The sequence below is a fragment of the Methyloceanibacter sp. genome (assembly GCF_050726195.1).
Lineage (GTDB): Bacteria > Pseudomonadota > Alphaproteobacteria > Rhizobiales > Methyloligellaceae > Methyloceanibacter.
This window is the reverse complement of record NZ_JBOHJC010000005.1, coordinates 157,645-176,952: the sequence shown is the minus strand read 5'-3', so window position 1 is coordinate 176,952 and position 19,308 is coordinate 157,645. Positions and strand designations below refer to the sequence as shown.

The following is a 19,308-nucleotide window of genomic DNA, read 5'->3' as shown; positions in this document are numbered from 1 at the left end:
AAAAGGGCCTGGCCTCAACCGGCCCGCCCCGCCTGACCCATCGCAGCCTCGATCAGATCGATGGCTGCCTTGAACGCGGCGTCTATATCCAAATTCGTCGTATCGAGCAAGACCGCGTCTTCCGCCTGGCGGAGGGGGGCCACGCTCCGGTTCCGGTCCCGCTCGTCGCGCCGCCTGATGTCATCCAGCACCTCGTCCTCCGAGATGGCGACGCCGATCTGCCGCAATTCGAGGTAGCGGCGGCGGGCGCGTTCCTCCGGGGTGGCAGTGACGAACAGCTTCACGTCGGCGTCGGGACAGATCACCGTGCCGATGTCCCGCCCGTCGAGCACCGCGCCGGGTTTGGCCCGTGCAAAGTTGCGTTGATAGTCGAACAGCACGGCGCGCACCTCCGGGTGCTTGGCGACCACCGAGGCGGCCTCGCCCATGCCGGGTGTGCGCAGGGCCGGATCGCCAAGAGTGGCAATGTCGAGGCGGGATGCCGCCCCCGCGGCGGCGCGCGCATCGGTGAGGTCGCCGCCGCCAGCCAGCGTGTCCCGCGCTACCGCGCGGTAGAGCGAGCCGGAATCCAGGTGCCGCAGGCCGTAGTGGGCGGCGATTCGCTTGGCGAGCGTGCCCTTTCCGGAGGCGGCGGGGCCGTCGATGGCGATGATCATGCGAACTCAGCCCCAAGCTTGGTCATCAGTGGGACGAAGCCTGGAAAGCTTGTGGCGATCATGCTCACATCGTCGACGGTGACCGGCTTGGCCGAGCCGAGCCCAAGGGTGAGAAAGGCCATGGCGATGCGATGATCCATATGGGTCGCGACCTGCCCGCCGCCTTTGACCTCGCCACGCCCCTGCACGCTCAAATCGTCGCCTTGGATCCGCGCCTCGACCCCGCACGCAACAAGCCCGGCGGCGGTCGCGGCAAGGCGGTCGCTTTCCTTCACCTTGAGCTCGGCGAGCCCCTCCATACGCGTTTCGCCCTCGGCGAAGGCCGCGACCACCGCAAGCACGGGATATTCGTCGATCATCGACGGCGCGCGCTCCGGCGGCACTCGGACGCCGCGGAGCGCACCCGCCTTGACGCGGATGTCGCCGACCGCCTCGCCGCCTTCGTCGCGGAGATCGAGCACCTCGATCTGCGCTCCCATCTCCCGAAGTGTCTCGATGAAGCCGGTGCGTGTCGGGTTCATCAGCACGCCTTCGACGACGATCTCCGAACCGGGACAGATGAGGCCAGCGGCGATGATGAAGGCGGCAGAGCTCGGATCGCCAGGCACCGCAAACGAACCACCTGCGAGCTCGGCGTCGCCACACACGGTGATGGCGCGTCCCTCCCCTTGGTCCTCGCTCTTGAGCTCGGCGCCGAAGAACCTCAGCATGCGCTCGGTATGATCGCGCGTGGGAAGAGGCTCGATCACTGTGGTGCGTCCCGGCGCGTGGAGCCCGGCGAGCAGAATGGACGACTTCACCTGTGCGGACGGCACCGGCAACTCATAAACGATGGGAAGCAGATCGCCCGTACCGCGCACGGCGAGAGGCAAGGTGGCGCCCTCGCCTTGCGCTTCGACTTGCAATCCCATGGTCGTAAGCGGAGCGAGTACACGCCCCATTGGCCGGCGTTTGAGCGAAGCGTCGCCGGTGAACTCGGCGCGCATGTCGTGGCCCGCAACGACGCCGAGCAGGAGGCGGCTGGACGTGCCGGAATTGCCGAAATCGAGCGGCGCGCGGGGCGCTTGCAAGCCGCCGACGCCTTGGCCCAAAACTTCTACGGCGCCGTTGGCCGGTCTTACCGCGGCGCCAAGCGCCTCAATGGCACGTGCCGTGGCCGCTACGTCCTCCGCCTCCAGCAGTCCGGTGATGCGGGTGCGGCCCGTCGCCAGCGCCGCCAAAATCAGCGCGCGGTGGGAAATCGACTTGTCGCCCGGAACCCTGACATGGCCGGAAATGCGCGCGGAGCGGCTGGCTGTCAGGGGGTGCGGCATAGATTCTCGGTTGGGGTTTTGGGGCGTTTGATAGCTTTTGACACTACGCATGAGGCGTGGCAATGGGGAGTCACTCAAGGCTAGCTTCGAGGAGAGTCATGTCGAAACCCGCACGGGGAACCAAGCGCGTTTGCCCGAGCTGTGGGGCGCGGTTTTACGACTTGGGCCGTTCGCCAATTACCTGCCCCGTCTGTCAGGCCGTCTATCAAGTGACACCGCCGACGTCGCGGCGGAGCGAACGTGCAGCACCAGCCGAGGTCAAGAAGGTCAAGGAGGTCGAGGCCGATCCTCCGGTGATGGGAGGGCCTGAGGTCATCAGTCTCGAAGAGGCGGAGGAAGCCGAAGACGCCGTCGTTGACGATGAGGAGATCGTCGATCTCGGCGACGACGCGGAGGACATTCCCGCCGGCGAAGACGACGACAACGCCTTTCTCGAAGAGGAGGAGGAAGGCGAGACGGACGTGTCCAACATCGTCGGCGGCGGCGCGAAAGAGGAAGGCTGATTTCAGAAGTCAGAAGTCAGAATGGGTCAAACCGGAGGCTCGCATTCCTCTTGAACGGGCGGCAGGCTCGGCCTAAGTCAGAGACCCGGAGCCCGCCGGGGGCGACCTTGGCCAGCTGGACTTCTGATTTCTGATTTCTGATACCTGAAGGGGCCATAGCTCAGTTGGGAGAGCGCGTGAATGGCATTCACGAGGTCGGCGGTTCGATCCCGCCTGGCTCCACCACCCTACGTTCTTCGAGGTTCGGGAGGCTTACGCCAGTAAGCCGCACGAAATCGTTAGAGCAGGAGTGTCCTCCGAAGCTTTAGCGTAGGAGGACGGGTATCCCGCCAGGGACGACCACCTTCCTTTGCCCCAGCACGTCACCTCACCGAGCGGGTGAGCGGCAGGTTCTCCAAGGCAAGCCTGCGCAACTGGTCCGGATCGCTCAGGCCGTCGGCGGCGAGCGCAAGAAGCTTGCTCCGCAAGGCGAGCTTGAGGTCGTCATCTTTTTCCGGATCGCGAAACGGATCGTGAGATTTCAAGACCTCCCAGCTTGCCTCAAACGCCTTGGTCAAATCGGCTAACGGCGACATCTCATAGGCCCTGTGAAAGTCGGACTGGTCGCGGGGGTTCAAAGCGGCCATCGGGGTACTCCTTAACGCTTTCCCTGTTCACTCTGAACGCTGGCGCACTCGGCCGGTTCCGGAGTTCCGCGCCTGGAGCCTGGACACTGATGCAATTCGGTCACAGGGCAATTTGAGAGGCGCGCATGAGAGCGATGAGGCAACGGAACTTGGATTTACCACCGGTACGCGTGCCGGCTGCCGCGGCCGGTGCGCTCGCCATCGGCGCCCTGGCGCTTGGCGCGCTCGCCATCGGGGCCCTCGCCATCGGCCGTTTGAGTGTGCGCCGCGCTTCCGTACAAAAAGTTCATCTTGGCGACGTGGAGATCGACGACCTGACGGTCCGGCGCCTGCGTGTGATCGAAACTATCACCGAGGACGATGCGGAGAGTTGAGCGGGGCTAATCGGCGCCGGCGACGCCGACGGTGATGCCGGCCACACGCGCGGCACTGACAAGCCGCGGCAGGTCCTGGTCGTAGGCGCCGGGGACGAGAATGATCGTGTCGGCCGCCTTGGCCGCTTCGATGGCGTGCGTGAGAGACTTGAAAGCAGTGCCCGCGCTACGGCCGTCGTTGCCGTCCAGGCCAGTCTTGGGATTCACATACCAGGTCATCGCAGACTCCGATTCGGTGGAACAGAAATTAGAGCAAGGCGGCCTGCCCCGATAGGAGCAACCAGCCGGAAATCCCCACTTGCCCTTCAGCTTGAATTCGCGGTGGGATTTCCCATATCCCAGGCGGTTTTAAAGGTCTCCAGCGCCGCGGCGGGCTGAGGACTTTTTCTGAGGTGCCGCAAGGGCCTCGCAAAGAGCCACCGGTGCGCGGGCCTTCGATCGAAAGGGCTTACCGCCGGATGGCGCATATGTCTCTTCTCGACGGAAGTCTTTGGTTGAGCCTGTCGGCCGAGCGCGTCAACGCGCGGACGAAGGCCGACGGCGGGTATCCGCCGTACAACATAGAACTTATCCCGGGAAGCGACGGCGGGCCGGAAGTCTTGCGCATTACCCTCGCCGTGGCCGGCTTCGGCCTCGACGAGCTTGATGTCAGCATCGAGGACGGCCAGTTGCTGATCCGCGGCGCGAAGCACGACGAAGGGACAAGGGACTATCTTCATCGCGGTATTGCCGCGCGCCAATTCAAACGGACCTTCGCCCTTGCCGACGGCGTCGAAGTTCGCAAGGCCGAATTGCACGATGGCCTTCTCGCCATCGAGCTAGAACGGCCGCACAGGGAGAAACGTGTACTGAAGGTGGGGATCGTGCCAGCAGGTTGATGCATGCGCTTGTCGCGCAGCACTCACCGGAGGACCGTAGCAGATGAACAAGTCGACGAGTGACGTCCCACCCGCTTGGATGAGCCTGAAGGAGCTAGCCCTCCTTGGTGACGGCGAGGTGGCGTATATCAAGCAGGTCGATTCGCTTGCCGCCGAACGATTGTTCCCGGCGCTCGGCGAGGCACCTCAGGGCATCGACCTCTACGCCGTGCTCGGCGCCGACGGCACGCCGCTCGCGCTGACCGACAGCCGCAACGCAGCGATCGCCAACGCCATCGAGAACGATCTCCTGCCGGTCAGCGTGCACTAGTTCTTCACCTTAGCCTCGTCTCTCCCGCGATGCGATCGGGTTGGCCGCGCGCCGTCTAGCGCGGAAGCGCGCGTTAGCGCATAGTCGTATCCCGCACTCATCGGGAGACGGCTCGCATGATCCATGACACCGTAGTCAACACTACGCGGCACCGCGCACTCGGGCTCGCGGTCGCGGCACTCTTCGTCATCGGCGCGCCGAGCATTGGCCAAGCCGATCCGCTGCTCGACGAGATCGTCGAGTTCACTGGTGAGATCTTCTACATCGACACCAAAGTGCCGGCCGTCGTCATCGGTGCCGTGCGCGACGGGGAGACGGCGGTGTTTGGGTTCGGCGAGCGCGATGGGCCGGGCAGCGCGCCACCTGACGGCGACACGGTGATGCGGATTGGCTCCATCACCAAAGCGTTCACGGGCCAGATGCTCGCCCATCTCGCTGCCGACGGCACCGTGGAGATGGCGCAGCCCCTGACCAAATGGGTGCCGCAGATGGGCCCCGGTCGCAACGGCGATGCCGCGCGCATCAGGCTGATCGATCTGGCGACCCACGCCGGCGGCCTGCCGCGCGAGGTGCCCCACGAGCCGGGCCCCGACGACGATCCTTTCGCTACCATCACGCCAGAAGCCTACGCCAACTGGATCAAGAACGAGCCGCTGCTATTCGCCCCGGGATCGTCAGTGCTCTACTCCAATTTCGGCTTCGATCTTCTCGCCATGGCTTTGGCCGCCGCAGCCAAGAAGCCCGACTTGTTGAAAGAACACGTCACCGGGCCGCTGGGAATGAAGGACACCGGGTTCGAGCTCAGCGCAGAGCAGGAAAAGCGCTTCATGCGCGGGCAAGCACCGGATGGAACGCCGATGCCAATCGTGCCCACCGGCCCCGTCATCGTCGGCTCAGGCGGCCTCTACTCGACGCCCAACGATCTGCTCCGCTGGATGAAATGGCACCTCGACCGCTTCGGCGAGGACGGCGCCGAGACGCGCACTCTGGACCATGCGCTCTATGTCATGCGCGACGGGTTGAAGACCGTCTCGGGGATGGACGAGTCGGCCACATGGACGCTCTAAGCCTTGCCTGGATCGGCATGATGGCCAAGGACGACCAACCGTTCATCCTGCAAAAGGCAGGCGGGCTCCAGGGCACCTTCACCTACATCGCGTTCGCGCCGACGCGGAATGCGGCGGCGTTCATCGCCATCAACAAGTTCGACTTCGCCGCCGCCTTCGCCATGGGCGAGTTTGCCAATGAACTGCTCGCCACAATTGCGCCCCGCTAGGCGGCGTGGGAGGACGCCTCCTCCTGCGTGAGGACGGCATAGATCGCGGCGGAATCCTTGCAGGCCCTGAGCTTCTCGATGGCAGTCCCCTCGCGAAGCAGCCGCGAGATGCGGGCGAGCGCCTTCAAATGGTCGGCGCCGGCGCCTTCGGGCGCAAGCAGCAGGAACACGATATCCACGGGCTGGCTATCGACGGCGTCGAAGTCGATGGGCTCGGCCAGCCGCGCGAAGATGCCGACGATGCGCTTCAATCCCGGAAGCTTGCCGTGGGGAATGGCGACCCCTTGCCCGAGTCCGGTCGAGCCGAGCCGCTCGCGCTGCCACAACACGTCGAACACGTCGCGCTCTTGCAGGCCGGCCAAGCGCGAAGCTCGTACCGAGAGCTCCACCAGCAGCTGCTTCTTGCTTTTGGTCTTCAGCGACGGAAGCACGGCCTCGGGTGCAATGAAATCACCTAGATGCATCAGACTACCCGTGTGACTTGAGGGGAGCGGACGGAACGCAACGACGCTAGCGATCCGCTCGTGCTTTCTTTCCGGCCGGATCAATCCAGCCAATATTGCCATCGTCGCGGCGATACACGACGTTGATCTCCCCGTCGCCCGCATTACGAAACACGACGAATGGGCGATCGGAGATGTCCATTTGCATCACGGCGTCGCTGACGGCCATCTCGTGCACCATGGTCTCGGCCTCGGCAATGATGATCGGATTGTCCTCATCGTGTTCCTCGCGCTCCTCATGCTCGTCATGGGCAGCCTGGATAACGTAGGACGCTGCCGGCGTCTGTTTACGGGGGGACTCGCCGCCGTGCCGTTTCAGCCTTCGCTTGTAGCGGCGCACCCGCTTCTCGAGCCGTTCGCAAGCAAGGTCGGCGCTTTGGTAAGCCTCGGGCGCCACCCCATGAGCCTCGAGGCTCATGCCTTGCCACAAATGGATCGTGCAGTCGGTGCGGAACTCCCCGCGCTCTTTCTCGATGCGCACATGCCCCGACGGCACGCGCCCCACGAACTTCTCAACCGTTTGTACAACGCGTTCCTGGACGTAACTGCGCAACGCCTCTCCGACGTCCAGATTCTTTCCGGTAACTTGTATCGTCATTACCCGCGGAAGACTGTCGAAGACCCCTGTTGACCGGCCCTCCCGGGGCGCTTGCCGCAAATCTCGAGGCCCGATTTTTCGTCAGGGCGCCCGCAGCACGTCCCTGCCCATCCTCGGTCGGCCTCCACCGCGGGGCGGGAAGCTAGACCCGCGGTCCTGAGGTGTCAAACGCAATGAATTTTCCCCGAGCCCTTTACACGATTCGTCTTGGCGAACAGAGCCTTAGAGGCGTCCCTCAGGCGCTGGCGCCGAGCGCGATGCGTTTCAGCCGGCGACGCTGCACCGACGAGGGAATCCCGAGTGCTTCGCGATATTTTGCAACCGTGCGGCGAGCGATGTCGACGCCGTCGCCTTTGAGCCGCTCGACGATCTTGTCGTCGGACAGCACGTCGGCAGCGGGCTCCGCGTCGATCATCGCGCGGATGCGGTGGCGCACCGCCTCGGAGGAGTGCGAATCGCCTTCCGATGTGGCGGCGATGGCCGACGTGAAAAAGTACTTCAGCTCGAACAGCCCGCGATTGGTGGCCATGTACTTGTTGGCGGTGACGCGGCTCACCGTCGATTCGTGCATGGAGATGGCGTCGGCCACGGTTTTCAAGTTCAGCGGCCGCAAGTGCCGCACGCCATAGGTGAGGAAGCCGTCCTGCTGACGCACGATTTCCTGCGCTACTTTCAGAATCGTGCGGGCGCGCTGATCGAGGCTCTTCACCAGCCAGTTGGCGGTCTGAAGGCAGTCGACGAGATAGCTCTTGTCCTGCTTGCGCGTTGCCGACTTGGAGACGGTCGCATAGTAGGACTGATTGACGAGGACGCGCGGAAGGGTGTCGCTGTTCAACTCCACGTGGAAGCTGCCATCGGGGAGCGATCGCACCAGCACGTCGGGTACGATGGGCTGCGATGGCGAAGTGCCGTATTTCAGCCCCGGCTTGGGGTTGAGCCGCTTTACCTCGGCGATCATGTCGCAGAGGTCCTCGTCGGAGACGCGGGCGGCACGCTTCAGCGCGACCAGATCGTGGGCGGCAAGGAGGTGAAGATTGTCGATGAGCGCGGCCATGGCCGGGTCGCAGCGGTCCTGCTCCTTCAACTGCAAGGTCAGGCACTCCCGCAGGTCGCGCGCGAAGACGCCGCAGGGCTCGAAGCCCTGCATCACGGTAAGCGTCTCCTCCACGAGATCAAGCGGCGCGCCAAGCAACTCGGCGAGAGCATCGAGCTCGCCGCGCAGATAGCCGGCCTCGTCGGTCATGTCGATGAGGTGATGGCCGATCAGGCGTCGCGCCGGATCGGCGAAGGTGAGGACGAGCTGCTCGGAGAGGTGATTACGCAGCGTCTTCTCCTCGGCCACATAAGCCTCGAGATTAGCTCCCTCGTCGATGTCGGCGCGGGGACCCTGGGTCAGGCCGCTCCAGCCGGAATCCTTGATCACGCCAGGAGTGAAGCTTTCTGCGTCGGGGAACATGTCCTGAGGCTCGGCATCGAGATCGTCGGTGCGGCCCGTGTCGTTCCCCGTCTCGAGATTGACCCAGTCGCCGTCGTCGCCGTCGGCCCCATCGGCGCTTCCATCGCCCGGCGCATCGGCTCCATCTTCCTTGGCCGCGGCTGCGGCGGGAAGCTCGTCCGCGGCGCCGTTCGGCTCGTCACTGTCGGCGCGCTCGAGCAGCGGATTACGCTCAAGCTCGCCGTCCACAAAGCCTGCCAGCTCGATGTTGGAGAGTTGCAGAAGCTTGATCGCCTGCTGCAACTGCGGCGTCATGACCAGATTGTGAGTCTGGCGAAGTTCGAGCTTTGTGTTGATCGCCATATACGAACTCACTCGCGATCAGGTGCTCAGATCTTGAACTGATCACCGAGATAGACGCGCCGCACGTCCTCGTTGTTGATGATCTCGTGCGCGGTGCCGTGGGTCAGTACCATGCCGTCATGAATAATATAGGCCCGGCTGACAAGCTCCAGGGTCTCGCGCACGTTGTGATCGGTGATGAGGACGCCGATGCCGCGCTGGGTAAGATGGCGCACCAGCGCGCGGATATCGTTAACGGCGATGGGGTCGATGCCCGCGAAGGGCTCGTCGAGCAGCATGAAGGACGGGCGCGAGGCAAGCGCGCGCGCAATCTCGACGCGGCGGCGCTCGCCGCCCGAGAGCCGCATGGACGGCGACGTCCTGAGGCGGGTGATGCGGAACTCCTCGAGCAGCGCATCGAGCTGGAGCTGACGCTCCTTCTTGCTGGGTTCGACCATCTCGAGCACGGCGAGGATGTTCTCCTCCACGGTGAGACCCCGGAAGATCGAGGCTTCCTGCGGCAGATAGCCGATGCCCAACCGCGCCCGGCGGTACATCGGCAGCTTGGTAACGTCGCGGCCGTCGATCTTGATCGAGCCTTCGTCGGCCGGAATCAGCCCCGTGATCATGTAGAACACCGTGGTCTTGCCGGCGCCATTCGGTCCAAGCAAACCCACCGCCTCACCGCGCGCCAGGTCGAGGCTGACGCCGCGAACCACCGTGCGCTTCTTGAAGCTCTTGACCACGGAGCGGACGGTCAGCCAGCCGTGGCCGGGCTCGGGTTGGCCTTCAGGCTCGCGCACAAGCGGGTCCGCCTGCACGGCGGTAGACTGGGCAGCGACTGCCTGACGGCCTGGGAACGACAGCAATTTGCCCACTGACCCTTTCCGCTCCCTCAGTTGAAGCGTTGGCCGGTTAACATCGCATAAAGCCGCTTGGGTGCCGACCTAGCGGAACTCCGGCATGAGCGGCAATGGCTCCCCATCGTCGACGCCGGGGACGTCAGCATCGTTCGCCGGCGTCGGTTCGCCTTGACCTGCCTCGGCAGAAGCTGCCGGATCGGGGTCCTCGCCGTCCGCGGCGCCGTCGCGCTTTTTCTTCCGCTTGCCATCGGCCGCTTCATCACCTTCCGCGCTCTTGGGCATGAACAGCGCACGAATACGGCCTCCAGCCGCGGCATTTCCCGTATTCTCGAACCGGCTCTCGCCCGTCTTCAGATCGATAACCAGACGGTCCCCCTTTAGCACATTCTGGCCTTGCGTTAGCACGACATTGCCACCCACGGTTACTGTCTGGGCGGGCACGTCATACAGCGCCCAATCGCTCGTCGTGGTCTGGTCGTCCTCGCTGGTGATGACGACCTTGCCGCGCGCCTCGATCTTGTTGATTTGGGCTTCAGGGTTGTCCTCGGCGCCGTCCTTGGCGGCCACGGGAGCGGCTTCCTGACCGGTAAGTTTCTCCGTGCCGCCGACATAGTGCACGTCGAGTTCGGCGGCGCGCAGCGTGGTGGTGCCCTGAACCGCCTTCACATTGCCCTTGAACGTCGCGTACTTCTTGGCGTCGTACACGGTCAGTATGTCCGACTCGATGTCGATGGGCTGATCGGAGCTTTCCGACAGACCACCGAAGGTGTTGGAGAGGGTCTGGGCGGACGACGGGCCGGCCAGGACGAGCGTGAGGAGGAAAGCCGCAAGTCCGGCAAAGGCCGAAGCGAGCCCTATGGCGCGAGGCTGTTTCATTGCGGGTTCACGGTTTGCGCTTCGCCGCTCGGTGGCGGCGGCAGTTCTACCTGCTTGGGCGCCGCGTTCGCTTGCGGCTTGGCGTCACCCTGCTTCTTCTGCCTGATCAGGTGAACCGCCACCTGGCCGCGAAACACGAGCGTCTTATCGGCGGAATGCAAGGTCAGCGCTTTGGCCTTCACGGTGCCGTTGGTGAGCTTGAAGAATACCGGACGGTGCGACCGGAGCGTCTGCGTCTTCATGTCGAGCGTCGCGTGCTTGAGCTCGCCGGTGACGCCGGCGCTGGTGGCGACGGTGATGCGATCCTGGAGCACGAGCCGTTCGGCTTCGCTGTTGAAGATGCCGCGTATCGCCTGCATGCGCGACCAGCCGCCGGAGAGGCTCGACACGTCGGCCTTGATGGCGTGCAGCTTGATCATCTTCGGGTTCTTGATGTCCTGGTCGGCATGGTCGGCGCGCACGACGTAGTTGCCGTTCTTCTTGTCGGCGCCCTTCAAGGTCGGGTTGAGCATGCGCAAATTGCCGTCGGCGACCTCCATGCCGTCGATGCTCGCGGTCATGTCGCCGACGATGACGTTGAGGCGGGTGGAGATAAAATAGGCGGCGAGCACGAGGACGGCGACGACCGGGAGGACCCTGCGCAGGATGTGGACCACCCGGCTGTGCCGCGCGGCGCTCGAGAAGGCGCGATCGCGCTCCTCAGCGGTGCCCACATGGTAGCGCTGTCCAGCAGTAAGGGTGTTCGCCTCAGATGCCATTGTTCCCGCCAATCCTCGCGGCGACCCCCGGGCTCCTTACGACCCTAGACTAACCTAGCCGCAGGACTTTGATCACATTGCGACCGCGGGCCCTTAGATTTCCGGGCATTCGGGCCGCCTAGTGGGCGAAGGGATCGATCTCGGACCAGCCTTCGAGGTCGAGCTCGGCCCTGGTCGGCAGAAAGTCGAAGCAGGCCTTGGCCAGTCGCTCGCGGCCCTCGCGCCTCAACATGACGTCGAGCCGATCCCTCAACGCGTGCAGATATAGCACATCGCTCGCCGCATAGTTGAGCTGCTCTTGGGTCAGCTCGGCCGCGCCCCAGTCGGAGGACTGCTGCTGCTTGGACAGCTCGACCCCGAGCAGCTCGCGGCAAAGGTCCTTCAGGCTGTGCTTGTCGGTGAAGGTGCGGGCGAGCTTGGAGGCGATCTTGGTGCAGTAGACCGGCCGCGGCATGACGCCGAGGAAGTGCTTCAGCACGGCGATGTCGAAGCGGCCGAAATGGAAAATCTTGAGGATGCTCTCATCGGTGAGAAGGCGATTCAGCTCGGGCGCATCGTACGTGCCGGAGAACTGCACCAGGGCGGCGGTGCCGTCGCCGTCGGACAGCTGCACGAGGCAGAGCCGGTCGCGGAAGGGATTGAGCCCCAGCGTCTCGGTATCGATGGCAATCGACTTGGCGGCAAAGCGGCCGGCCGGCAGATCGCCTTTGTGAAGCTCGACGGTCTGGCGCTGGCTCAAAGGCGTCTCAATGGTCTTGGCCGACATCGAAGCCCCCATGGCGCATGGGGGCGAGGCGGGAGTGGTGCCCAGGAGAAGACTCGAACTTCCACGCCCTTTCGGGCACTAGCACCTGAAGCTAGCGCGTCTACCAGTTCCGCCACCTGGGCTTGAGAGTGTTGAGGTACGATCGGTGGTCCCCGTTGTCAATTACCGGGAGAAGCGCCAATCAAAGCTTGGCGGCCCCCGTGTAATGCTGCAGTTTTCACCAATAGCAGGCCGAAGTTAAGGGCATCTAAGTGGCGATCACACTCAACACCAGCGCGCTGATTACGATCTATGGCGGCTCGGGTTTCCTCGGGCGGCACGTGGTGCGCGCGCTGGCCAAGACGGGCGCGCGCATGCGGGTCGCGGTGCGGCGCCCGGAGCTAGCCGGCCATCTCCAGCCGCTCGGCGATGTCGGGCAGATCAACGCCGTGCAAGCCAATGTGCGCTTCCCCGACTCGCTCATCGCGGCAGCAAGGGACGCGGACGCGGTGATCAACCTCGTCGGCATCCTGTTCGCATCGGGCAAGCAGACCTTCAAGTCGGTGCAGGACGAGGGCGCGCGCAACGTGGCGGAGGCGGCGCGCGCCGCAGGCGCCCGGGCGCTGGTGCATGTGTCGGCCATCGGGGCGGCCGCGGACTCGCCGTCGATGTACGCCCGCACAAAGGCGGCGGGCGAGGCGGCGGTGCGGGAGGTGTTCCCCGAAGCAGTCATCATCCGGCCATCGATCGTGTTCGGACCGGAGGACGACTTCTTCAACCGCTTCGCAAGCCTGGCACAGCTGTTCCCGGTGCTGCCGCTCATCGGCGGCGGCCACACGAAGTTTCAGCCGGTGTTCGTGGGCGACGTGGCCAAGGCCGTGGTGGCGGCGCTCGAAGGACGGGCCGGCGCGGAGGCGCCTTACGAATTGGGCGGGCCGGAGATCCTCACCATGAAGGAGGTGATGCGCCGCGTGCTCGACTACACCATGCGCAAGCGACCGCTCGTGCCGCTGCCGTTCTGGCTCGCCAAGCTGCAAGGCTTCTTTTTGCAGCTTCTACCGAAGCCGCTGCTCACCGTCGACCAGGTGCGGCTCCTGGAACGCGACAACGTGGTGAGCGACGACGCGATCAAAGCTGAACGCACTCTGGAGGGCTTGGGCATCGAGCCTGTCGCCATCGCGAGCGTCGTGCCTGAGTATCTGGAACAGTACCGCCCGCGCGGCCAGTTCTCCGTGTACAAGCCATGACGGGCTAGGTGCAACTCGCGAACTGCCGGCGAGTTAGTCAGCTGTTGGTTGACTGGCACCTGGAAGGGCAGAAAATCGCAGGAGTTGGGCGGCGGGTTGGCCAAGACGCGAGAAATCGCTTCGAAATGCAACGTCCACGTGACCCTGATGAAGCCGAGCAGCTCCTGACGCTGGTCGGCACCGCCTATGATGCCGCCATCGACCCAGAACTATGGCCGGATGCGGTGGCGGAAGTCTGCCGCTTTCTCAACTGCGCCTCCGGCGCGGTCGGCGCGGCCGATCTTTTGCGTCACGATGCAAACTTCCTGATCCAATGGGGCTACCCGCCGGACGCGTGGCAGGACTATCTCGACAACTATTATTACAGGAACCCGACCATTCCCCAGTCCTCGCGCTCGAGGATCGGGGAGATCATGACGCTCGCCGGGCTGCCAAACTACCCGGAGATCATCGGTTCGGAGTTCTTCACCGACTGGGTGGCACCGCTCGGCATCGTCGATGTCGTTCAAGGGACCTTGGACAAGACTGCGTCCAGCATAAGCTTGCTGACTTGCGCCCGGCACAAGGACGTCGGGCTCGTCGGCGAGGCCGAAATTCGCCGCATGCGCCTCATCATGCCGCATTTCCGGCGCGCGGTGCTGATCGGCAAGCTGCTCGACATGCGCGCATTGCAAGCGGCGACCTTCGCCGAAGCCATCGACGGTCTCGCCACCGGCGTCTTCCTGGTCAGCCCGCTAGGCGAGATCGTTCATGCCAACGCGGCGGGTCAGGCCGTGCTCGACGAAGGAGACCCGCTCAAGCTCGTGCGAGGGATCTTGGTCGCTGCCGATGAGCGCGTGCAGTCTTCATTGCGCAAGGCCTTCGCCGCGGCGCTGGAAGGAGATGCCGCGATCGAGGCCGGCGGGATCGCTCTGCCGCTCCTGAGCCCAGACGGCGGCCGCTTCGTTGCGCACGTCCTGCCGCTCACCTCCGGTGCGCGGCATGCGGCTGGCGCCTACCACTCCGCCACCGCCGCGCTGTTCGTGCGCGAGGCGAGCATCGATCTTCCGGCGGCGATCAATGCCGCAGGGCAGCTTTACGGCCTGACGCCCGCCGAGGAGAAAGTGCTTCGCGCCGTGATCGAGGTGGGCGGCATCGCGCCGGTCGCTTCGCTGCTTGGCGCCTCGCATTCGACGGTCAAGACGCATCTCGAGCATCTGTTCGAGAAGACCGGCACGCGGCGCCAGGCCGAGCTGGTCAAGCTGATCGCCGGGTTGGACAGTCCCGCGCGCCGCTCGAAATCCGAGCAAAAATAGCCCCATATCGGCCGTTCGGCCGATGCGCCGGCGAGCGCCCCTGGTCAAGGTCGGCACAACGACCGACCCCAACCAGGGAGAGCGATCATGGCAACGATCAAAGGCACCAGCGGAAAAGACAGGCTGAGGGGCACCGGCGGCAACGACACGATCCTTGGGCTTGCCGGGGCCGACATCCTTATCGGCCTCGGCGGCAAGGACACGCTCAAAGGCGGCTCGGGCAACGATACCCTGAAAGGCGGCGCCGGCAACGACCGGGCATTTGGCAATGGCGGCAAGGACACGCTCAAGGGTCAGGGCGGCAACGACACGCTCAAGGGGGGCAGCGGCAACGACAAACTCTTGGGCGGCGGCGGCAAAGACAATCTCGTCGGACAGGGCGGCAATGACACGCTCAAGGGAGGCAGCGGCAAGGACACGCTCAAGGGTGGCTCCGGCAAAGACGCGCTCGTAGGCGGCGGCGGCAACGACATACTGATCGGCGGCGCCGGTAATGACAAGCTCAATGCCGCCGCTGGCAACGACAAGCTCAATGGCGGCAGCGGCAACGACACATTGAGCGGCGGCAGCGGCAACGACACGCTCGAAGGCGGTGCCGGCACCGATACGCTGAACGGCGGCGACGGCAACGACACCCTTGAAGGCGGTGCCGGCGCCGACACGCTAAACGGCGGCGATGGCGTGGATACGCTGAGCTACATCGGATCGCCAAGCGGTGTCGTCATCGACTTGGGCTTTGGAACGGCCTCCGGCGGGCATGCGACGGGCGACATCTACACGAGCATCGAGAATGTCATCGGCTCGAATCTCAACGATACGATCCAAGGCGACGGCGGCGCCAACCACCTGCAAGGCGGCAGCGGCAACGACAATCTGGGCGGCCTCGGCGGCAACGACATCGTCGACGGCGGCAGCGGCAACGACACCATAGGGGGCGGGTCAGGTGACGACACGCTGATCGGCGGCAGCGGCAATGACTTGCTCACGGGCGGCGCTGGTGCGGATACGTTGATTGGCGGCCCTGGGATCGATACGGCGAGCTACGAATTTTCTCCAAGCGCTGTCAACGTTAGCTTGGAACTTGGAACAGGCCTCGGCGGGGATGCGCAGGGCGACACATTGGAGGGCATCGAAGGCCTCATCGGCTCGGACGTCGTCGGCGGCGGCATTCTCGACGATACTCTAACCGGAAACAGCAGCAACAACGCGCTGCAAGGCGGCGACGGCAATGACAGCTTGGCCGGCCAGGGCGGCAATGACACGCTGAACGGCGGGGACGGCAACGACTTTCTCAGCGGCGGCTTTGGCGTGGACCTCCTTATAGGCGGTGCCGGCGCAGACGTGTTCCACTTCGGTTCTGTTGGAGTGACGGGCGTCGGCGCCGGGAACCGCGACATGATCTTAGGCTTCAGCGGGTTCGGGGGCCAAGGCGATGCGATCGATGTGTCGGCCATCATCGCAGACGCCGTAGACGGGACCTTCGCGTATATCGGGATGAATGACTTCAGCGGGGGAGCAGGCGGGGAGGTCCGCTTCGAGTTCAGTGGCGGCAATACGATCGTTCAGTTCGAGCTTGGCGGCGACGCCGATGCCGTCGTCGATTTCGAGATTCAACTCTCGGGGAACATCAACCTGATCATCGGCGATTTTGTGCTTTAGGTCATCGTCCAGTGCGACATTAATGGCGACGGCAAGGCCGACTTCGAGATCTTCATCGCCGTCGGCGCCCTCGCAAAAGGCGATTTCCTGCTGTAGCCGGACTATCGGCCTTTGGGGCTACGCATGTCGGAAGGCGTGGCGCCGAAGTGGCGCTTGAACGTGCGGTTGAAGTGCGAGAGATCGCCAAAGCCGCACGCATAGGCGATGGCGCTGATCGACCAGGCGTCGAAGTTCGGGTGGGCAAGCATCTGGCGAGCGTATTCGAGACGGCGATCGAGCGCATATGAGGTGAAGGTCGTCCCCTCGCTCTCGAACAGCATCTGCACATAGCGTGGCGTCACACCTTGCCGCTCGGCCAACGCGCGGAGCGAAAGCCCCGGATTGGCGGCGAAATCGGACTTAACGGCATTCAACCGCGCCGCGCGCACGCCTCTTGCGAGCGCGACATGCTGAGCGTCGCGTGTCGCGCCGAGCGCCAGGGCCACAAGATCGCAGACATGCGCGGCGACAAGCTTGCCTAGCGTTGGGTCGGTGAGGCGGTGACTTGTGCGCAAGTTTCCGACATAGCGCCTGAGCAGCCACAGCGCCTCGTTCCCGCGCGGGACAATGCGCGACACGGTATCCTCGAGATTGGCTACGTGCGCGGAGATTGCGGCGCGCGGCAGCATCAAGGCGATGTGGCTGAGCTTGTTGAACCTCATGCTGGCCGGCTCGGCGTGGAGGATGCCGACGCCGTCGCCGCGTTCGACTGGAAGATCGTGGCCGCGCTGGGAGCGCAGCATCGCGCCGCCCACGGCCATGATCAGCGCATAGGAATCGTCGCCATCCTTCACAAACTCGGGCGTCCGCTTCCAGCAGGCTGGCGTGAAGGAATTGCACCAGGCTACGTCGAGGCCCGGCTGCACGATCATGGTCGCATCGGCCTCGATGGCAGTGCCCGCCTGCGGCTCGATGTCGATGTGACAGATTTCGCGGGAGAATATCTCGCGCCAGAAGGGAGCGCGCTCAGACGCAGGAAGGTCGCGCGTCGAGAAGCGCGCCAGCGTGGTGGTCGTTGCGGGCATGAATTGGCTCCGCCGCTTGAGGTCTGCCCCTTCCGGAAGCCCATACTAGCATTGCCGTCGCGGGCCGAAATGCAAATTAGTTCGCAATCGGCCTAACGGGAGTTCGCCTCTCGCCAAGACGATGCGGCACCGGCCACTTACGCTTTCCGCCCTAGGCCTCAACGCGCTGAGAGGCAATTTCGTCCCCGATGTTTTTGACGTCAGTCCCCCCGCTTGCGCACGACTGGAAAGAACGAGAGCCATGGCCACAGTTACATTCTTTCAGCCCGCGACGATGTCGTTTTTGCCAACGTCCGGGCCGCTAAGTGTTTCACAGATTTTTGGCGATCCTGGCGCGGCCAGGTTCGAGGTTGGCGGCCAGTTTGTGGCCACCGCCTATGGAAACATAAGTGACCCTTCGCCAGGCAGCGGACTCCCGTCCGCCTTCACAAGTGTCATCTTCGACCAAGGCTTCGGGCCGGCCTTTCAAGTCACCGACATGCTCTATATCGCCACGGCGAGTTACCAAACGACCGGTAGTCTCGGACAGGGCAATCTCCTCCATCTTCTCGAGACCGTTCTCTCGTTTGGCGACACCATTACCGGGACGTCGCGCAGCGACTCCTTGTCCGGCTATGGGGGCAACGACGTTCTCATAGGCGGCGCCGGCGGCGACACTCTCGATGGGGGATCGGGCAACAACACCGCGAGCTATGCAACGGCGGCCGCCGGGCTCCTGGCAAATCTCGAGAGCCCCGGCGTGAACACGGGCGACGCGCTAGGTGACACTTATTTCTCGATCCAGAATCTAACGGGGTCGAACTTTGCCGATACCCTTTACGGAGACGGGGTCGCCAACACGCTCAGCGGCCTTGGCGGCAACGACAGGCTCGTCGGAAAGGCCGGTGGCGATACCTTCATCGGCGGCTCTGGCATCGACACCGTTGTCTACGACGCGAGCGCAGCCTTGCGTGCTTCTCTGCTTGCTCCCGGCACCAATACCGGCGATGCCGCAGGCGACACCTACAATTCAATCGAGAATCTGGACGGCAGTAGTGAGGACGACATCCTGATCGGCAACAACGCCGCCAATGTGATCAGGGGCAACGGCTTCCCTAATCTCTCATTCGTCGATGCCGACCTCCTGATGGGTATGGGCGGCAATGACACGCTGTTCGGCTTCGACGGCAACGATGTGCTCACCGGCGGGCTCGGACGCGACACCCTGTTCGGCGGCCCCGGGGCCGATCGGTTCGACTTCAACTCCATCAACGACACGAAGAAGGGCGGCCAGCGCGACAAGATCATGGATTTCAGCCGCAGCGAGGGCGACGAGATCGACCTCAAGGACATCGACGCCCAGACGGGTGGCGGCAATCAGGCCTTCACGTGGATCGGAAAGAGCAAGTTCCACGAGAAGAAGGGCGAGCTGCGCTACATCGACAAGGGCGCGACCGTCATCGTCCAGGGCGACATCAATGGTGACGGCAAGGCCGACTTCGAGATTTTCGTCAACGTCGGCGCGCTGGCGAAGGGCGATTTCCTGCTTTAGGGGCAAGTCGCCGGCCCGTTGAGACTTATGGCCAGGCGACGGAGGACCACGTCATGGGCGGCAATGTAACAACAGATCAACTCACGGGTCTCGACTTCACGGCTGACGACGAGTTTTGGAACATCCTTCCAGGCGTCCTGGTCTACTCGGGTTCGCTCTCAGCCGTCAGAAGCGGATCTGTCGACGGGCTAACGCTCGACAACGCCGGCGTGATCGTTGCCACGGCAGCAGGCCGTAACGGTGTTGATCTCCCCTTCACCGATGACCTAATCGTTAGAAACCTTGGGACCAGGTCCATCCAGGGTCAAGCCAACGGCCTCCAGTTATCGGGCAACAATATAGACGTGTCCAATGCCGGGGCGATTGTCGGCGTCGATTCCGCCGGCATCTTTCTCGCCCAGGCTCGTCGGGAAGCGTGTCGGTTTTTAATTCAGGTTCGATCTTTGGAGAACTTGC

Annotated in this window: 22 protein-coding genes and 2 tRNA genes; 11 read left to right on the top strand and 13 right to left on the bottom strand. The window is 64.0% G+C overall.

Annotation, left to right across the window (positions count from 1 at the left end; all coding sequences use genetic code 11):
• Positions 1–14: 14 nt before the first annotated feature.
• Positions 15–656, bottom strand: coding sequence for a (d)CMP kinase (gene cmk, locus ACRECX_RS05540; protein ID WP_431557814.1), 642 nt, complete (start codon positions 654–656; stop codon positions 15–17).
• Positions 653–1,969 (bottom strand): 3-phosphoshikimate 1-carboxyvinyltransferase, encoded by a 1,317-nt coding sequence (gene aroA / locus ACRECX_RS05535; RefSeq protein WP_431557813.1) that lies wholly within the window; start codon positions 1,967–1,969, stop codon positions 653–655. The genes cmk and aroA overlap by 4 nt, the downstream gene beginning before the upstream one ends.
• 62 nt (positions 1,970–2,031) lie before the next feature.
• On the opposite strand from aroA, the gene ACRECX_RS05530 reads away from it, so the two are divergent.
• Together ACRECX_RS05530 and ACRECX_RS05525 are read left to right on the top strand one after the other, a co-directional pair.
• Complete coding sequence (locus tag ACRECX_RS05530; RefSeq protein ID WP_431557812.1) at positions 2,032–2,472, top strand: TIGR02300 family protein; 441 nt, start codon at positions 2,032–2,034, stop codon at positions 2,470–2,472.
• A 149-nt stretch (positions 2,473–2,621) separates the two neighbouring features.
• Positions 2,622–2,697, top strand: a tRNA-Ala gene (locus ACRECX_RS05525).
• Between the two features lie 137 nt (positions 2,698–2,834).
• On the opposite strand, the gene ACRECX_RS05520 is transcribed toward ACRECX_RS05525, so the two are convergent.
• The gene (locus ACRECX_RS05520; protein ID WP_431557811.1) at positions 2,835–3,098 is read right to left on the bottom strand and encodes a hypothetical protein; all 264 of its coding nucleotides are present in this window, start codon (positions 3,096–3,098) and stop codon (positions 2,835–2,837) included.
• A gap of 149 nt (positions 3,099–3,247) precedes the next feature.
• Here ACRECX_RS05520 and ACRECX_RS05515 point away from each other — a divergent pair, with 149 nt between their 5' ends.
• Complete coding sequence (locus ACRECX_RS05515; protein WP_431557810.1) at positions 3,248–3,472, top strand: hypothetical protein; 225 nt, start codon at positions 3,248–3,250, stop codon at positions 3,470–3,472.
• A 6-nt stretch (positions 3,473–3,478) separates the two neighbouring features.
• Here the strand turns inward: ACRECX_RS05515 and ACRECX_RS05510 are convergent, their stop codons facing one another.
• Positions 3,479–3,691 carry a DUF1565 domain-containing protein gene (locus ACRECX_RS05510; protein ID WP_431557809.1) on the bottom strand — a complete coding sequence of 71 codons (213 nt, stop codon included), beginning with the start codon at positions 3,689–3,691 and terminating at the stop codon, positions 3,479–3,481.
• A 248-nt stretch (positions 3,692–3,939) separates the two neighbouring features.
• Between ACRECX_RS05510 and ACRECX_RS05505 the strand changes: the two genes are divergently transcribed.
• The 4 genes from ACRECX_RS05505 (at position 3,940) to ACRECX_RS05490 (ending at position 5,936) form a co-directional block, all read left to right on the top strand.
• Positions 3,940–4,350 carry an Hsp20 family protein gene (locus ACRECX_RS05505; RefSeq protein ID WP_431557834.1) on the top strand — a complete coding sequence of 137 codons (411 nt, stop codon included), beginning with the start codon at positions 3,940–3,942 and terminating at the stop codon, positions 4,348–4,350.
• Between the two features lie 43 nt (positions 4,351–4,393).
• Positions 4,394–4,660: a DUF1150 family protein gene (locus tag ACRECX_RS05500; protein WP_431557808.1), complete on the top strand. Its 267-nt coding sequence runs from the start codon at positions 4,394–4,396 to the stop codon at positions 4,658–4,660.
• 116 nt (positions 4,661–4,776) lie between these two features.
• Complete coding sequence (locus ACRECX_RS05495) at positions 4,777–5,727, top strand: serine hydrolase (protein ID WP_431557807.1); 951 nt, start codon at positions 4,777–4,779, stop codon at positions 5,725–5,727.
• Complete coding sequence (locus ACRECX_RS05490) at positions 5,715–5,936, top strand: hypothetical protein (protein WP_431557806.1); 222 nt, start codon at positions 5,715–5,717, stop codon at positions 5,934–5,936. Before ACRECX_RS05495 ends, ACRECX_RS05490 begins: the two co-directional genes overlap by 13 nt.
• On the opposite strand, the gene ptsN is transcribed toward ACRECX_RS05490, so the two are convergent.
• The 8 genes from ptsN to ACRECX_RS05450 form a co-directional block, all read right to left on the bottom strand.
• The gene (gene ptsN / locus ACRECX_RS05485) at positions 5,933–6,400 is read right to left on the bottom strand and encodes a PTS IIA-like nitrogen regulatory protein PtsN (RefSeq protein WP_431557805.1); all 468 of its coding nucleotides are present in this window, start codon (positions 6,398–6,400) and stop codon (positions 5,933–5,935) included. The genes ACRECX_RS05490 and ptsN overlap by 4 nt on opposite strands.
• A 46-nt stretch (positions 6,401–6,446) precedes the next feature.
• Positions 6,447–7,037, bottom strand: a complete 591-nt coding sequence (gene hpf, locus ACRECX_RS05480; protein ID WP_431557804.1) for a ribosome hibernation-promoting factor, HPF/YfiA family — start codon at positions 7,035–7,037, stop codon at positions 6,447–6,449.
• 235 nt (positions 7,038–7,272) lie between these two features.
• The gene (rpoN, locus tag ACRECX_RS05475; RefSeq protein ID WP_431557803.1) at positions 7,273–8,835 is read right to left on the bottom strand and encodes an RNA polymerase factor sigma-54; all 1,563 of its coding nucleotides are present in this window, start codon (positions 8,833–8,835) and stop codon (positions 7,273–7,275) included.
• Between the two features lie 26 nt (positions 8,836–8,861).
• A complete protein-coding gene (gene lptB / locus ACRECX_RS05470) occupies positions 8,862–9,635 on the bottom strand; it encodes an LPS export ABC transporter ATP-binding protein (RefSeq protein ID WP_431557833.1) in 774 nt (257 codons plus the stop codon).
• Positions 9,636–9,761: 126 nt separating this feature from the next.
• Positions 9,762–10,553 (bottom strand): LptA/OstA family protein, encoded by a 792-nt coding sequence (locus ACRECX_RS05465; protein WP_431557802.1) that lies wholly within the window; start codon positions 10,551–10,553, stop codon positions 9,762–9,764.
• On the bottom strand, positions 10,550–11,311 hold the full coding sequence (gene lptC, locus ACRECX_RS05460; protein WP_431557801.1) for an LPS export ABC transporter periplasmic protein LptC: 762 nt from the start codon (positions 11,309–11,311) through the stop codon (positions 10,550–10,552). The genes ACRECX_RS05465 and lptC overlap by 4 nt, the downstream gene beginning before the upstream one ends.
• 118 nt (positions 11,312–11,429) lie before the next feature.
• Positions 11,430–12,077 (bottom strand): ribonuclease D, encoded by a 648-nt coding sequence (locus ACRECX_RS05455; protein ID WP_431557800.1) that lies wholly within the window; start codon positions 12,075–12,077, stop codon positions 11,430–11,432.
• 35 nt (positions 12,078–12,112) lie between these two features.
• Positions 12,113–12,199, bottom strand: a tRNA-Leu gene (locus tag ACRECX_RS05450).
• A 129-nt stretch (positions 12,200–12,328) separates the two neighbouring features.
• On the opposite strand from ACRECX_RS05450, the gene ACRECX_RS05445 reads away from it, so the two are divergent.
• The 3 genes from ACRECX_RS05445 (at position 12,329) to ACRECX_RS05435 (ending at position 16,257) form a co-directional block, all read left to right on the top strand.
• Positions 12,329–13,303 carry a complex I NDUFA9 subunit family protein gene (locus ACRECX_RS05445; RefSeq protein WP_431557799.1) on the top strand — a complete coding sequence of 325 codons (975 nt, stop codon included), beginning with the start codon at positions 12,329–12,331 and terminating at the stop codon, positions 13,301–13,303.
• A gap of 125 nt (positions 13,304–13,428) precedes the next feature.
• On the top strand, positions 13,429–14,598 hold the full coding sequence (locus ACRECX_RS05440; RefSeq protein WP_431557798.1) for a helix-turn-helix transcriptional regulator: 1,170 nt from the start codon (positions 13,429–13,431) through the stop codon (positions 14,596–14,598).
• Positions 14,599–14,685: 87 nt separating this feature from the next.
• Positions 14,686–16,257, top strand: coding sequence for a calcium-binding protein (locus ACRECX_RS05435; protein WP_431557797.1), 1,572 nt, complete (start codon positions 14,686–14,688; stop codon positions 16,255–16,257).
• A gap of 101 nt (positions 16,258–16,358) precedes the next feature.
• On the opposite strand, the gene ACRECX_RS05430 is transcribed toward ACRECX_RS05435, so the two are convergent.
• Complete coding sequence (locus ACRECX_RS05430; protein ID WP_431557796.1) at positions 16,359–17,321, bottom strand: AraC family transcriptional regulator; 963 nt, start codon at positions 17,319–17,321, stop codon at positions 16,359–16,361.
• 241 nt (positions 17,322–17,562) lie between these two features.
• Here ACRECX_RS05430 and ACRECX_RS05425 point away from each other — a divergent pair, with 241 nt between their 5' ends.
• Complete coding sequence (locus ACRECX_RS05425; protein WP_431557795.1) at positions 17,563–18,852, top strand: calcium-binding protein; 1,290 nt, start codon at positions 17,563–17,565, stop codon at positions 18,850–18,852.
• Positions 18,853–19,308 lie beyond the last annotated feature (456 nt).